General features: G+C 71.5%; 14 protein-coding genes. 9 read left to right on the top strand and 5 right to left on the bottom strand.

What is annotated here, in order from left to right; translation table 11 throughout:
* Positions 1–6 precede the first annotated feature (6 nt).
* From manD to OHA99_RS35515, 6 genes are all read left to right on the top strand, one after another.
* The gene (manD, locus tag OHA99_RS35490; protein ID WP_153181514.1) at positions 7–1248 is read left to right on the top strand and encodes a D-mannonate dehydratase ManD; all 1242 of its coding nucleotides are present in this window, start codon (positions 7–9) and stop codon (positions 1246–1248) included.
* 119 nt (positions 1249–1367) lie between these two features.
* Positions 1368–2030, top strand: a complete 663-nt coding sequence (locus OHA99_RS35495; RefSeq protein ID WP_381586969.1) for a histidine phosphatase family protein — start codon at positions 1368–1370, stop codon at positions 2028–2030.
* 107 nt (positions 2031–2137) lie between these two features.
* A complete protein-coding gene (locus tag OHA99_RS35500; protein ID WP_381497639.1) occupies positions 2138–2971 on the top strand; it encodes a PIG-L family deacetylase in 834 nt (277 codons plus the stop codon).
* A 40-nt stretch (positions 2972–3011) separates the two neighbouring features.
* Positions 3012–3551, top strand: coding sequence for a GNAT family N-acetyltransferase (locus OHA99_RS35505; protein ID WP_007446251.1), 540 nt, complete (start codon positions 3012–3014; stop codon positions 3549–3551).
* Positions 3552–3616: 65 nt separating this feature from the next.
* Entirely contained in the window at positions 3617–4420 is an 804-nt protein-coding gene (locus OHA99_RS35510) for an SAM-dependent methyltransferase (protein ID WP_153181517.1), read from the top strand.
* An 81-nt stretch (positions 4421–4501) separates the two neighbouring features.
* Positions 4502–5377: a glycosyltransferase family 2 protein gene (locus tag OHA99_RS35515; protein WP_381497636.1), complete on the top strand. Its 876-nt coding sequence runs from the start codon at positions 4502–4504 to the stop codon at positions 5375–5377.
* 61 nt (positions 5378–5438) lie between these two features.
* Here OHA99_RS35515 and OHA99_RS35520 read toward each other — a convergent pair whose 3' ends face one another.
* Both OHA99_RS35520 and OHA99_RS35525 read right to left on the bottom strand, forming a co-directional pair.
* Positions 5439–5981 (bottom strand): MOSC domain-containing protein, encoded by a 543-nt coding sequence (locus OHA99_RS35520; RefSeq protein ID WP_153181518.1) that lies wholly within the window; start codon positions 5979–5981, stop codon positions 5439–5441.
* Between the two features lie 82 nt (positions 5982–6063).
* Entirely contained in the window at positions 6064–7317 is a 1254-nt protein-coding gene (locus tag OHA99_RS35525; RefSeq protein WP_153181519.1) for an MFS transporter, read from the bottom strand.
* A gap of 124 nt (positions 7318–7441) precedes the next feature.
* Here OHA99_RS35525 and OHA99_RS35530 point away from each other — a divergent pair, with 124 nt between their 5' ends.
* Positions 7442–7999: a TetR/AcrR family transcriptional regulator gene (locus OHA99_RS35530; protein ID WP_153181520.1), complete on the top strand. Its 558-nt coding sequence runs from the start codon at positions 7442–7444 to the stop codon at positions 7997–7999.
* Positions 8000–8049: 50 nt separating this feature from the next.
* Here the strand turns inward: OHA99_RS35530 and OHA99_RS35535 are convergent, their stop codons facing one another.
* Together OHA99_RS35535 and OHA99_RS35540 are read right to left on the bottom strand one after the other, a co-directional pair.
* Complete coding sequence (locus tag OHA99_RS35535) at positions 8050–9435, bottom strand: cellulase family glycosylhydrolase (RefSeq protein WP_405698828.1); 1386 nt, start codon at positions 9433–9435, stop codon at positions 8050–8052.
* A 164-nt stretch (positions 9436–9599) separates the two neighbouring features.
* Positions 9600–10064 (bottom strand): SRPBCC family protein, encoded by a 465-nt coding sequence (locus tag OHA99_RS35540; RefSeq protein ID WP_153181522.1) that lies wholly within the window; start codon positions 10062–10064, stop codon positions 9600–9602.
* A gap of 226 nt (positions 10065–10290) precedes the next feature.
* Between OHA99_RS35540 and OHA99_RS35545 the strand changes: the two genes are divergently transcribed.
* Positions 10291–10794 (top strand): potassium channel family protein, encoded by a 504-nt coding sequence (locus OHA99_RS35545; RefSeq protein WP_405698830.1) that lies wholly within the window; start codon positions 10291–10293, stop codon positions 10792–10794.
* Positions 10795–10842: 48 nt separating this feature from the next.
* Here OHA99_RS35545 and OHA99_RS35550 read toward each other — a convergent pair whose 3' ends face one another.
* On the bottom strand, positions 10843–12561 hold the full coding sequence (locus tag OHA99_RS35550) for an RICIN domain-containing protein (RefSeq protein ID WP_405698832.1): 1719 nt from the start codon (positions 12559–12561) through the stop codon (positions 10843–10845).
* A 291-nt stretch (positions 12562–12852) separates the two neighbouring features.
* Here OHA99_RS35550 and OHA99_RS35555 point away from each other — a divergent pair, with 291 nt between their 5' ends.
* The gene (locus tag OHA99_RS35555; protein ID WP_153181525.1) at positions 12853–13884 is read left to right on the top strand and encodes a LacI family DNA-binding transcriptional regulator; all 1032 of its coding nucleotides are present in this window, start codon (positions 12853–12855) and stop codon (positions 13882–13884) included.
* Positions 13885–14273 lie beyond the last annotated feature (389 nt).

Below are 14273 nucleotides of genomic sequence, written 5' to 3' on the forward strand. Positions count from 1 at the left end.
CCCACCGTGAAGATCACCGCAGCCGACGTCGTCGTCACCAGCCCGGGCCGCAACTTCGTCACCCTGCGCATCACCACCGAGGACGGGCTCACCGGCCTCGGGGACGCCACCCTCAACGGGCGTGAACTGGCCGTCGAGGCCTACCTGCGCGAACACGTGGCCCCGCTGCTGCTCGGACGGGACGCCCACGCCGTCGAGGACACCTGGCAGTACCTGTACCGGGGCGCGTACTGGCGCCGGGGCCCGGTCACGATGGCGGCCGTGGCCGCGGTGGACATGGCGCTGTGGGACATCAAGGGCAAGGCGGCGGGCCTGCCGGTCTACCAGCTCCTCGGCGGTGCCTGCCGCACGGGCGCGCTGGCCTACGGCCACGCCTCCGGCCGGGACATACCCGAACTGCTCGACTCGGTGCGCGCACACCTGGCCGACGGGTTCCGTGCCGTCCGGATCCAGAGCGGCATCCCCGGCCTCGACTCCGTGTACGGTGTCGCCGCCTCGGCCGCCGGAGAGGGCGAGCGCTACGACTACGAGCCCGCCCGGCGTACGCGCACCGCTCACCCCCGGCCCACCGAGGAGACCTGGGACACTCGCGCCTACCTGCGCCACATGCCCACGGTGTTCGAAGCCGTACGGCACACCTTCGGCCCCGAGCTGCCGCTGCTGCACGACGGACACCACCGCATGACGCCCATCCAGGCCGCGCGGCTCGGCAAGGACCTCGAGCCCTATGACCTCTTCTGGCTGGAGGACGCGACACCCGGCGAGGACCAGAGGGCACTGCGGCTGATCCGGGAGCACACCACCACCCCGCTGGCCATCGGGGAGGTCTTCAACTCGGTCCACGACTACACCACGCTGCTCCAGGAGCGGCTGATCGACTACGTCCGCTCCGCGGTGACACACACCGGCGGCATCACTGCCGTACGCAAACTGCTCGACCTGGCCGCCGTGTACGGCGCCAAGTCCGGCATGCACGGTCCGACCGACATCTCACCCGTGGGCATGGCGGCCGCCCTCCACCTCGACCTCGCCGTGCACAACTTCGGCATCCAGGAGTACATGCGCCACTCCCCGGAAACCCTCGAGGTGTTCCGCACCTCCTACCGCTTCGAGGACGGCCTCCTGCACCCCGGCGACGCCCCCGGCCTCGGGGTCGAACTCGACGACGCGGCCGCGTCCCGCTTCCCCTACGAGCCCGCCTACCTCCCCGTCAACCGGCTCCGCGACGGTACCGTCCACGACTGGTGAGGCACCGGCCCGGGCGGTCGCACGCGGCGCCGCCCGGGCCCGGCCCCGGCGCGCCGCGGGCCCCCGGCGGGCGTGGCAGAGTGGGAATGTCCCGTCGTCCCCCGGAAAGCCCCCGTCGCATGCGTCTCCTGCTCATCAGGCACGGCCAGACCCCGTCCAACCTCAAACACCTCCTGGACACCGCGGAGCCCGGCCCCGGGCTGACCTCCCTCGGCCAGGAACAGGCCGCGGCGCTGCCCGACGCACTGGCCTCGGAGAAGATCGACGCGCTGTACGCGTCGACGCTCGTACGCACGCAGCTGACCGCCGCCCCCCTGGCCGCCGCGACCGGACTGGAGGTCCGGATCCGGGCCGGTGTCAGGGAACTGACCGCCGGTGATCTGGAGATGCGCGGCGACGACGAGGCGGCACACCTCTACATGCACACCGCCTTCGCCTGGTCGGCGGGGGACGTGGGGCTCCGTATGCCCGGAGGCGAGAACGGGGCGGAGGCACTGGCCCGGTTCGACGCCGTCGTCGCCGAGGCCCACGGGGACGGCGCCCGGACGGCGGCGGTGGTCAGCCACGGTGCCGCGATCCGCATGTGGGTGGCGGCGCGGGCGGACAACGTGGACATCACCTACGCCGCGCAGCACCCCCTGGCGAACACGGGCATCGTCATCCTCACCGGTTCGCCCGGCCGGGGCTGGCGGGCACTGCTCTGGGAGGGCAGCTCCCTGGGCCCCCTGCCCCACACACCCGGCCCGGACGACCCCACCGGCTCCGCCATGCCCACCCCCTGACACACGCTCGCCGCGTCGGGAACAGCGGGGCCGGGCCGCGCTGTTGCACAGGCGAACGACCGCCGTACTCGGATCGAGACGTATGTCTTGCAGGAGGAAACATTCCTATGACGGACCGACCTTTGACGCTCATGGCCGTGCACGCCCATCCCGACGACGAGGCCACCGGAACGGGCGGTGTCCTGGCGCGTTACGCGGCGGAGGGCGTCCGTACGGTGCTCGTGACGTGTACCGACGGCGGGTGCGGCGACGGACCGGGGGGAGTCAAACCGGGCGACCCGGGGCACGATCCGGCGGCCGTCGCCGTGATGCGGCGTCAGGAGCTCCGGGCGAGCTGTGACGTCCTGAAGATCAGCGACCTCGAGATGCTGGACTACGCCGACTCCGGAATGGCGGGCTGGCCCAGCAACGACGCCCCCGGCTCCTTCTGGCGGACCCCGGTGGAGAAGGGCGCCGCACGCCTGGCGGAACTCATGCTGCACTACCGGCCCGACGTGGTCGTCACCTACGACGAGAACGGTTTCTACGGCCATCCCGACCACATCCAGGCCCACCGCGTCACGATGGCGGCACTGGACCTGACCGAGCTGACGCCGAAGGTGTACTGGACGACGGCGCCCCGCTCGATGATGGGGCGTTTCGGCGAGATCATGCGCGAGTTCAACGAGGACCTGCCGGAGCCGGACCCCGCCGAGGCCGCCGCCATGGCCGAGATCGGGCTGCCCGACGACGAGATCACCACCTGGGTCGACACCACCGCGTTCAGCGGTCAGAAGTTCGACGCGCTGGCCGCGCACGCGAGCCAGGGCGAGAACATCTTCTTCCTGAGGATGGGCAAGGAGAGGTTCGGCGAGCTGATGGGCATGGAGACCTTCGTGCGCGTCCGGGACACCACCGGCGCGGCCCTGCCGGAGAACGACCTTTTCGCCGGACTGCGCTGATCCCCGGCCGACGGTGTTCCGGGACTGTTAGCCTGCCCGCATGTCGGACCTGGGACCCGTCGCCTGGCCGCCCGAGCCGATCAGGACCGGGAGACTCGTGCTCCGCGAGTCCGAGGCCCGGGACCGAGCGGTGTTCGTCGAGCTGCTGGCGTCGCCGCAGGTGCACACCTACCTCGGCGGCCCCCGCCCGCGTGCCGAACTCGAGCGTGAGATGCCCGGGCTGCCGGGGCGGTGGCCCGGGTGCTTCGTCGTCGAGGCCGACGGGGCGATGGTCGGCGAGGTCCTGCTCAGGAGGCCGACGGAGCACCAACGCCCCGCTGCCGTGGGCCTGGTGGATCTCGGCTACCTGTTCCTGCCGCGGGTGTGGGGACTCGGGTATGCCGCCGAGGCGTGCGCGGCGGCACTCGACTGGCTCGACGGTGTCCTGCCCGGCGAGCCGGTGGTCCTCACCACCCAGACCGCCAACGTCCGCTCGATGCGCCTCGCCGCGAAACTGGGGTTCACCGAGGTCGAGCGGTTCCGGGCCTGGGACGCCGAGCAGTGGCTCGGCCTGCGGCCCCCGGCCGCACCGCCCGCCTGACCCAATGCCGCCGGGGTGCGCGGCACTTGGCCCAAAAACACGCATCTCTGTGTGAAGCTTTGCCCATGAGTCATCCGAGTGAAGAAGTCAGGGCCAGACTGCAGACCGATCGTCCGCACTCCGCCCGTGTCTGGAACTACCTGCTGGGAGGCAAGGACAACTACCCCGTCGACAGCGCGGCCGGCGACGTCATCCTCACGACGTTTCCGGAGTTCGCCGCCGTCGCCCGGGTGCAACGACGCTTCCTGTCCCGCGCGGTGCGCTTCCTCGCGGGTGAGGCCGGTGTCCGCCAGTTCCTCGACATCGGCACGGGACTGCCCACGGCGGACAACACGCACGAGGTGGCCCAGCGCATCGCACCGGAGAGCCGCATCGTCTACGTGGACAACGACCCCCTCGTCCTCACCCACGCCCAGGCCCTGCTCACCAGCAGCCCGGAGGGCGCCTGCGCCTACATCGACGCCGACGTCCGGGACCCGGAACGGATCCTGGCCGAAGCCGCCAAGACCCTGGACTTCAGCCGTCCGGTCGCGCTGACCATGCTGGGGATCATCGGGCAGATCTCCGACGCCGAACGTCCCGCCGAGCTGGTGAGCACGCTGCTCTCGGGGCTGCCCGCGGGCAGCTACCTGGCCCTGAGCGACGGCACCAACGGCAACGAGGCGCTCAACAGGGCGGTCGAGGCCTACAACGGGCAGTCGGCCAACACCTACCACCTGCGGTCCCCGCGGGAGATCGCGGCCTACTTCGCCGGACTGACCCTGGTGGAGCCGGGCGTCGTGTCCACCGCCACCTGGCGCCCGGACGCCGACCGGTCCGAGGAGTCGACGGCCGAGGTGTCCGTCTGCGGAGTCGCGGTCAAGAACTGACGTGGCGGCCCTGCCGCCGGACGCGCCGCGGGGCACGGGCCGACAGGCTGCGTCGGCCGCGACGTCGATCGGAGTTCACCCGTGCGCCACCCTCGTCTGGGGATCGCCATCCTGACCATGGGCAACCGGCCCGCCGAGTTGCGGGCGCTGCTGGACTCGGTGGCCGGACAGACACTCCCGGCCACACGCGTCGTGGTGATCGGCAACGGCAGCCCGCTGCCGGAGCTGCCCTCGGGGGTGGCCGGGGTGGTACTGGAGGAGAACCTGGGCGTCTCCGGCGGCCGGAACGCGGCCGTCGAGCACCTGCGGGCATGCGGGGACGTGGACGTCGTCGTCGACCTGGACGACGACGGACTGCTCGTCGACACGGACGTGTTCAAGACGCTGGCCTCGATGTACGAGGCCGATCGGCGGCTGGGGATCGTGTCGTTCCGGATCGCCGACGAGCGCGGCCGCACCCAGCGTCGGCACGTCCCTCGGCTGCGGTCGGGGGACCCGTTGCGCGGCGGTGAGGTGACCACGTTCCTGGGCGGCGGGCACGCGCTGTCGATGCGGATGCTGGACCGCATCGGCGGCTGGCCGGACGCCTTCTTCTTCACGCACGAGGAGACCGACCTCGCGTGGCGGGCGCTCGACGACGGATGGCGGGTGGTGTACGAGCCGTCGCTGCTGCTCCAGCACCCCTGGACGTCACCGGCCCGGCATGCCGTGTACTACCGGATGACGGCCCGCAACCGGGTGTGGCTGGCCAAACGGCACCTGCCCGCACCGCTCGTCCCGGCCTACCTCGCGTCCTGGACCCTGCTGACCCTGGCGCGGACCCGGTCGTGGGGCGGTCTGCGGGCCTGGGCGGCCGGGTTCGCCGAAGGGGTGCGTGCGCCCGGTGGTCCGCGTCGGCCGATGAGGTGGGCGACCGTGGCCCGGATGACGCGGCTGGGCCGCCCACCGTTCGTCTGACCGTCCGGACCGGGCTCACTCCGAGAGGCGACGCCCCGGGCCGACAGCCGGGGGAGTGGGGTCAGACGCGGTCGAGGGGCCGGTGCGGCTCGCTGGGAAGTTCCGCTGTGATCGTGTCACCGGGCCGCACCGTGCCGCCTTGCTTCACGACGCCCATGATTCCGGCCTTGCGCACGATGTTCCCGGCCTCGTCACGGCCGACGACCCGCTTCAGGAGACCGTCCTGGAACGCGTCGATCTGAAGGCAGGGATTGCGGAGCCCGGTCACCTCCAGCACGGCGTCGTCGCCGACGCGCAACAGCGTGCCGACCGGCAGACCCAGCAGATCCATGCCGCGGGTGGTGATGTTCTCGCCGAGCTCACCGGGCGCCACCTCGAATCCGTCCGCGCCGACCTCGGCGAAGAGTTCCTCATGGATGAGGTGGACCTGGCGCAGGTTGGGCTGGGTGGGGTCCTGAGCGACCCTCGAACGGTGCTTGACCGTCACACCGGCGTGTACGTCGCCCTCCACGCCGAGTCCGGCCAGGAGCGTGATGCTGTCCCGGTTCGGCTTGGTGAACGAGTACGTGCCGTTGCTGCTGACCGCCGTGACCGTGCTGCTCATCCTTGACGCCCCTCCCGTTGACGCTGATCGGTCACGACCCTAGCCCGTCGTCCGGTCGGGGCGAGCCGCACGGTGCGAGGGCTCACGACCGAAGCGCCGGTGGATCCGGTACGTCGGCTCCCGCGGCGTCGGTGCCCCGGCCGGCACCACTGCTTGCTCGGGCGGACACGCGGGTACCGGCGGCCGGGGCCGCGAGGACGGCCGTGGCGACGAAGGCCAGGACCACGAGCATCGCCGGACGCAGGCCGTAGTGGTCGCCGAGGAAACCGAGGGTGGGCGGCCCCACGAGGAAGGCGATGTAGCCGATCGTCGCCACGAGGCCGACGCGGGCGGTCTCGTCGGGCCCCGAGTCGCCCGCCGCCGACAGGGCCACCGGAAAGCCCAGGGACGCGCCCAGTCCCCAGAACAGGACGGCGGCCGCGGCCACGACGGCGTTGTCGGAGAAGATGACCAGGCACAGACCGATGGCCCCGGAGACCGCGCTGGCCCGCACGACGGTCGCCCGGCTGTAGCGACTGAGGAAGAACGCGCCGCCGAAGCGTCCCAGGGTCATCGCCGCGGCGAACCCCACGAAGACGAGCGAGCCGACGGCGGCGTCGAGACCGTGGCCGTCGACCATGAGCAGCGGCAGCCAGTCGTTGGCGGCGCCCTCGGCGAGCGCCATGGCCAGGACGATGGCCCCGATCATCAGGAGCCGCCGGTCCTTCCACACCTGCGGGCCCGCGGGCCGCGTGGAGTTCGAAGCGGGCGCCGCGGCACGCACCCCGGTCCCGGCCGGGACGGCACCGATGGCGTACCCGAAGATCGCGGCCGTCACCGCCGCCACCGCCAGGAGGTGCCAGTGGGCGGGGAACGCCGCAGCGGTGGCCGCCATGCCGGCCAGGCCGCCGATGACCGTGCCCAGGCTGAAACACCCGTGCAGCGTGGGCAGAACCGGCCCGCCGGTGATCCTTTCCACGTCGGCACCGTCCACATTGATCGCCACCTCGCCCGATCCGACCCCCACGCCGAACAAGCACAGCCCCGCGGTGACCAGCGGCGCGGAGCCGAGGGCGCTGCCCACGCCCACGACGACCACGCTCGCGACGACGAACAGTGTGCCGAACGCCGTCACGGGCCTGGTCCCGAACCGCGACACGAAACGGCCGGAACAGAGGATGCCGGCCATCGACCCGACGGACAGACCGAACAGCACCAGCCCCATCTGCCCCGTGGACACGCCCAGACGGTCCCGGACGTCCGGGGTGCGCGTGATCCACGAGGACATGGCGATGCCGTTGAGGAAGAAGAAGAGGTACAGCGCCCGGCGGCGTCGGCGCACGGCACGGTCTGTCAAGGAAGGGCTCCGCCGGTGTTGGGGACAATGGAGGACAGGCAGGCGACGACCCTGCGTCACCCACCGAGTATGCACAAATGTACACACCGGGTGAGGGGCCGAGAAGACAAGGCGGACAACAGCGATGACAGGCAGCACCCGTGGCCCCAACGACCCCCGGCGCCGTGAACGGATCCTCGACGCCGCGCTCGACGTCATCGCCGAGCACGGCGCCATCAAAGTGACCTTCCGCAAGATCGCCGAGGCGGCGGGGGTGCCGCTCGGGTCACTGACCTACTACTTCGACGACATGCAGCACCTGCTGACCGAGGCCTTCACCCGGCTCGCCGAGACCGTCTCCACGCGCTACGGTGCCCTTCTGGAGGCCGCGCGGACCCGGCAGGAGGCCGAGGCGGCGGTCGTCGAGATCATCTGCGGCAAGGTCTGGGGAACCGACCGCAACCTCCTGCTCAGCTACGAGCTCTACGCCTTCGCCACCCGCCATCCCGAGGTACGCGCCGTCATGCGGTCCTGGATGGGAGCCAGCCGGGACTCGCTGGCCAGACACTTCGACCCGCTCACGGCACGGGCCCTCGACGCCCTGATCGAAGGATTCTCCATCCACAACTCCGTCGACCTGCGGCCCACGGAGCGCGGGGACGTGGCCGCCGTCGTCAGCGCCGTCGTCGACCGGCACCGCTGATCCGGCCTACGGGGACGGGGATCCGGCGGGCTCCGGGTCCCCGCCGCGGGTCAACTCGTCGGGAAGTCGTCGGGGGTGCTGATACGGCTCTTGACCAGAGCCCCGGACTCGGTCAGCACGCCGCTGCCGCTGTAGTCGGTACCGTTGCAGGTGCCCGGCCTGAACGCGGCGCTGCCCTCGTCGGCGTCGGAGTACGTCCAGTTGGCGTAGCCGATCTTCAGCTGGTCGAGCAGGTCCAGCCACGCGGTGCTGCTCGCCCGGTCCACGGCGCCTCCGCCGGTGGCGCTCACTGTGCCGAACTCGGAGACGAACAGCGGCAGTTTCGCGGCCGCTCGGCTCACCGTGGACCGGTAGGCGTCCTTGTGGCTCGCGGCGTAGAAGTGGAACGCGTACATGATGTTGGCCGCGTTCACGGGGTTGTCGACCACCGCGCTCTCGTTGGAGCCGTCCGAGACGCCCAGGGAGGACCAGCCGCGGGTGCCGACGATGACGACGGCGTCCGGGTCGGCGGCCCGGATCACCGGGATGACCTGCTCGGCGTAGTTCTTGACGGCCGCCCAGCTCACGCCGTTGGGCTCGTTGGCGATCTCGTAGATCACGTTCTTCTTGTCCGCGTTGCGGGCGGCGACGGAGGCGAAGAACGTCTTGGCGCGGTCGAGGTTGTAGTTCGGGTCGCCCGGCGTCAGCGTATGGAAGTCGATCACCGCGTACATGCCGCGTGCCTCGGCCTCGTCGACCAGGGCGTTCACCTGACCGGTGAACCCCTCCGGATCGGTCTCGTAGCCGTCCTCCTGCACGTACATCGCCACGCGGAGCAGGTCCGACTTCCAGTCGTCGGCCAGGGCGTCCAGGGCCTCGTCGCCGTAGCACTGGCCGAACCACTGGATGCCGTGCGTGCTCATGCCGCGGAGTTGTACCGGACGATCGTACTGGTTGCACAGATGCACGCCGCAGACGTGGAGCTGCCCGTTCACGGCGACCGGGGTGCCGGTCGCGGGCGGGTCGGTCGGAGGGTCCGTCGGTGGATCGGTGACGGATCCCGTACAGGTCACGCCATTGAGCGCGAAGGAGGCGGGTGCCGGGTTGGAGCCGGTGAAGGACCCCACGAATCCCAGGTCGGCCGACGCACCGGTGGACAGGGTGCGGTTCCAGTCGACGCCGCCGGCGGTGACCGCGGAACCGGACTGGGACCAGGTCGCGTTCCACCCCTGGACGACCTTCTGTCCGGTGTCCGGCATCGTGAACCCGAGCGTCCACCCGCTGACCGGGTCACCCAGGTTCGTGACCTTCACGCCGGCCTGGAAGCCGCCCGACCATTGGCTGGTGACGGTGTATTCGACCGAGCAGCCGGTAGCGGCCTGCGCCGGGGGGCCGGCCAGCGCCGTGAGACCGACGACCGATGCGCCGGTCGCGAGTAGGGCCAAAAGGCGTTTCAACGCGATTCTCCTTCTCTGGCGTGCGCATGACAGGACAGGACGTCGATGGGAGCGCTCCCAAAGGCCGTCGGCCCGAGACCGTACACCTGCGAGGCGGTGCGCGACAGAGGTGGAACCGCCCAACTGTTCCCCCACCGCGGTGCGGTGGCCGGTACTTGCCGTTGTCAGGCGCCGGTGGCGGACGCGTGGCGGTCCAGCTCGGCGGCCAGCCGGCGCATGACCGTGCGGTTGGCCCGCCGCATCGTGCCGCGTACGAAGGGCGCCAGCAGACGGTCGGCGAGCGGAGCGCGCACCCAGGCGTACGTGAACGAGACGGTGGTCCCGCCGGAACGCAGCGGTTCGACGGTGTAGGTCCCGTGGGCCAGGCGCCGGCCGCCCGCGCTGACGTTGCGTTCGACGATGCGCCGCGGCGCTTCGGCCTCGACCACCTCGATGGCGACGTCGGTCTTCGCGCCGCCCAGCGAGGCGGTGACCGTGGCGCGCGAGCCGATGCCGCGGGCGGGGCCGCCGTAGCGCCAGTGGGTCAGGTAGTGATCCGTGAATCGCTCGTGGTGGGCCATGACATCGAGGAAGTCGTAGACCTGCTCGGGTGTCTGGGGCACGCCGATCGACACGGTGACAGGCTTCATGCACCCCACGCTACATACGGCGGATGCCCATGGGGACGCCCGCGACGTGGCGGCGACGGACGGTCCGCGGTCGGCGTCGGACCCGGGCGGCGGAGCGACGCCGGCAGGAGTTCCCGGCCGGGAACCGGTCGGCGCCGTCCAACGGGGGGGGGAGCAGGGCCCCGTTCGGGTGGGTTCGGCTCACTCCGGCGCGTTGTCGCGCCGCGGTCCCGACCGGTGGCGGAGCATGCCACGCATGCTGTCCGGTCTCCTGGCCAGATTGGCCACCCTGCTGCTCGGACGCCACGGCAGGTCGCTGCACCTCAAGGCCGCGGGTGCCGCGACGGTCGTCCTGGTGATCGTGGTCCTCGTGGGTTCCTACCTCGCCGTTCTCGCCGAGCGCGGCACCCCCGGGGCGCAGTTGGTCACCTATCCGCGGGCCCTGTGGTGGTCCGTGGAGACCGCGACGACCGTCGGCTACGGCGACCTGTATCCCGTGACCTTCTGGGGGCGGACCGTGGCCGTGGTGGTGATGGTCGCCGGGATCACCTCCTTCGGTCTGGTCACCGCCGCGCTGGCCACCTGGTTCGTCGGAAAGGAACAGGAACGCAGGGGACACCTCGTGCGGCACACCGAGGAGGCGGCCCAGGAGGCGTACGCGCAGGCGACCCGGGCGCTGCACGAGCGTTTCGACCGGTTGGAGCGAAGGCTCGACGACGACCGCGGGGGACCGGCCCGTGAACGGCCTTAGCGGCCACCCGCGTTGCTTCCGGCGGCCCCCCGCCGGAAGCCGCCGGAGTCAGACGCGCTCCAGCCGCCACAGCTGCGGTTGCAGGCCGTTGCACGTCCACTGCTGGACATTGGCGCCCGGTTCCCGCGAACCCTCGGAGACGTCCAGGCACTGGCCACTGGAGCGGGCGACCAGCCGGTAGTAGCCCCGGCCCGCGTTCTCGAGCCGCCAGTCCTGCGCGGCCAGCCCGTTGCAGTACCACTGCCGGACGTTCGCACCCGGCACGGGTGAGCCGTTCTCCACGTCCAGACAGTGGCCGCTGTTTCGCCCGGTGAGCGTGAAGTGGCCGCCGCCGTGGGCGCGCACCGTCCAGTCCTGCGGACCGAGCCCGTTGCACGTCCACTGCTGGACGTTGCCCCCGGGCTCGCGCGCGTCGGCCGCGACGTCGAGACAGTGCCCGCTGCCCGCGTTGACCAGCCGGTAGAGGGCGCCGTCGACGACGCCGGCCGCGTCGCCGGTGACGCTCCCGGTGGCGAAGTACGGCTTGCACACCGAGCCGTCCCAGTCGGTGGCGATCTCCAGCACGCGGCGACCGTCCTCGGACGGCAGCAGGGGCGAGCTGTAGTTCTGGCAGTAGTTCACCTCCGGCGCCGCTACGGCGACCGGCGCCTCGATCTCGTACCACGGCCCGCTGCCGTTCTCCGTGTTGGCGAGGATCGTGCGGCCGCTCTCGGCGGCGGGCGTGCCGTCGCTGTTGAGGAGCCGCTGGCCGATCAGCAGCAGCCGCCCGTTCGGAGCGCCGTCCGGTGACGGTGCCCAGGCGACGGTCGGGGCCGCGCGGAAGTACTTGCCGTCCACGGTCTGCGGCCGGTACCCGAGGAAGGCGGGGTCTCCCCAGTTCCAGCCGTCCGCGGACGTCCGGAAGTGCACCACGCACTGGTACTGGCCGCCCGGGTTGCAGATCTCGTAGCTCATGAAGTAGTCGCCGTTCGGCAGTTTCCGGACCACCGGCATCCCGGGCCGGTCCTCCGACCAGCCGCTCGCCACCGTGTCGTGGTGGTCCTGCCAGTGGACGCCGTCGTAGCTGCGTGCGGCGACCAGCTTCTGGCTGTGCCCGGGGTCGGTCTCGTCGGAGTAGTGGCAGACCAGCGCGCCGTCGGCGGCCACGGAGAACTCCGGTTCCCACAGCCCGCCGGTGCCGCCGGCGACGGCGCACGAGGACAGGTAGGACCAGCTGCGCCCCACGTCGTCGCTCCGCCAGATCCGCAGCGCCATCCGGCGGTCGGGTTCGTCCTGGCCGGCGGACGACGCCCACAGCAGTGTGCCGGCCCGCAGCCCGCCCACCTGCCGGGGAAGTTCGAACAGCGTGGCGCAGCACAGGCCCTGCCCCGCGGCGGACTCGGGATCGACGACGCGGCCGACCTCGCGGAAGCTCGCGCCCGCGTCGGTGCTCTCGTGGATGGCGCCGACGCCGTTGTTTCCGTCGAACGTGACGACGCTCGCCAGGACACGCCCGTTCGCCGCGCCGTTGTGGGCGAGCCGGACGGCACGGGGATAGAGACCCGTGCCGTCACGCAGCGGAGTCCCGGTGGCCGCCGCGGCGGTGGTGTCCGCCGCGACGGGTGTCGAGGAGACGGGGAGCGAGGAGGCAGGGAGCGAGGAGACGGGGAGCGAGGGAACGCCGGCGGCGGCCGGAACGGCCAGTGCCAGGCCGAGGACGCCGGTCAGACCGCACAGCGCGACACGTGCGCGGGCGCGTCCGAGGAAGTGGAACAGGCGGAGGATCACGACGGTCTTCCTTCCTGCGAGGAGGAAATCCGCGCCAGGGTAGAGGCGAATGTACATCGATGTAAACAGGGCGGGAGAACAGGCCCGGGCATCGTCTCGCCCCTGGCGATCCATTCGCCCGGAGGAACTTCGGCGGAGCGGAGAGACCGCTTTCGGCCACGCCTTGTCAGCGCGACGACAACGGATGTATAACGTTGCAAAACCAGCGCACAGGCTCGGCACACGGCTCAAGGTGACGACACCGGACCCGCACCGACCACCCGAGTCGGGCCGCTCAGGGAAGGGAACGCCGTGCGGGTCAGCCTCAAGGACGTCGCCGCGCACGCGGGGGTCTCCATCAAGACCGTCTCCAACGTGGTGAACAATTTCCAGCACGTCACACCGGCCATGCGCGAACGCGTCCAGCGCTCCATCGACGAACTCGGCTACCGCCCCAACCTGACGGCCCGTCACCTGAGGGCGGGGCGTACGGGCATCATCGCGCTCGCCCTGCCCGAACTCGGCAACCCCTACTTCGCCGAACTGGCCGCGGCCGTCATCGACACCGCGGCCGAGCACGACTACACCGTCCTCCTCGACCACACCGGCGGACGACGCGAGCAGGAGCTGCTGGTCAGTCAGGGCTTCCGGGCACGGGTCATCGACGGACTGATCCTCAGCCCCATCGAGCTGGAGACCGAGGACCTGCGCGACCGCGCCGGGGAGGTACCCCTGGTGCTGCTCGGCGAGCGGGACTACGACCTGCCCTACGACCACATCGCCATCGACAACGTCGCCGCCGCCCGCGCCGCCGTCGCGCACCTGGTCGCCCTGGGGCGCCGGGAGGTGGCGTTCATCGGCGCCCGGCGCGGGCGCAACGAGCCCGCCCAGCTCCGGGTGCGCGGCTGGCGCGAGGAACTGACCGCCGCCGGACTCCCGGTCGACGAGGAGCTCGTCGCCGCCACCGACGGCTGGGGGCACGCGGACGGTGCGGAGGCCATGACCCGCATCCTCGACGCCGGGAGGCGTCCCGACGCGGTCTTCGCCTACAACGACCCCATGGCCATCGGTGCGATGCGGGTGCTCCACACGCGGGGACTCCGGGTACCCGAGGACATCGCGGTGGTGGGGTTCGACGACGTGGTCGAGGGGCGGTTCGGGGCCGTGACGCTCACCTCGGTGTCTCCGGACAAGGGAGCCATCGGCCGGCTCGCGGTGGCGTCGGTCCTCGCCCGGCTGGGGGGCGCCGCTCCCGAACCCCGGCGCGTCCGGGCGCCCTACCGCCTGGTCGAGCGGGAGAGCACGCTGGGGCGCCGTGCTGCGGACCGGAGCCCGAAGGGCTGACGACGGGACCGTCGCCCCGGCGGCACGCGCACGAGCACGCGCACGAACAGACGACGCGAGGCCAGAGGCGGGAGGCAGGGGACACCGGCCCCGCCGGTCTCGGGAGCGGAGCGGCTCGGCGCGCGCGGAATGACAGCGTTGTCAGCCCACAGACGCCTCAGTTTTCCGGCAGGGCAGGGCCTGCGTCAAGAGGTGTGCGGCGCTCGGGATCCGACGGTGCCGGGGTGCCGCCGCGTCTCCTGCGCGAGGGGTTTACAGAGTCCTTGCAACGATGTAAAACGCTCTTGCGGCGCACCGGACACACTGCCTGCGCCGAGGGGGGTCGGTCGGTTCTGGTCGTCGCTCGGTTCCCCAGTTCCCTTTCAGCGTTCGCCCGGATCGGGGTCACC

This window comes from Streptomyces coelicoflavus, from assembly GCF_045041415.1.
Taxonomy (GTDB): Bacteria; Actinomycetota; Actinomycetes; order Streptomycetales; family Streptomycetaceae; genus Streptomyces; species Streptomyces coelicoflavus.

Bases quoted from the DNA above. Each gene is read 5' to 3' on its own strand.
- OHA99_RS35495 (WP_381586969.1), top strand. From the start codon at position 1,368: ATGCGTCTCCTGCTCATCAGGCACGGCCAGACCCCGTCCAACCTCAAA.
- OHA99_RS35500 (WP_381497639.1), top strand. From the start codon at position 2,138: ATGACGGACCGACCTTTGACGCTCATGGCCGTGCACGCCCATCCCGAC.
- OHA99_RS35505 (WP_007446251.1), top strand. From the start codon at position 3,012: ATGTCGGACCTGGGACCCGTCGCCTGGCCGCCCGAGCCGATCAGGACC.
- OHA99_RS35510 (WP_153181517.1), top strand. From the start codon at position 3,617: ATGAGTCATCCGAGTGAAGAAGTCAGGGCCAGACTGCAGACCGATCGT.
- OHA99_RS35520 (WP_153181518.1), bottom strand. From the start codon at position 5,981: ATGAGCAGCACGGTCACGGCGGTCAGCAGCAACGGCACGTACTCGTTC.
- OHA99_RS35530 (WP_153181520.1), top strand. From the start codon at position 7,442: ATGACAGGCAGCACCCGTGGCCCCAACGACCCCCGGCGCCGTGAACGG.
- OHA99_RS35540 (WP_153181522.1), bottom strand. From the start codon at position 10,064: ATGAAGCCTGTCACCGTGTCGATCGGCGTGCCCCAGACACCCGAGCAG.
- OHA99_RS35545 (WP_405698830.1), top strand. From the start codon at position 10,291: ATGCCACGCATGCTGTCCGGTCTCCTGGCCAGATTGGCCACCCTGCTG.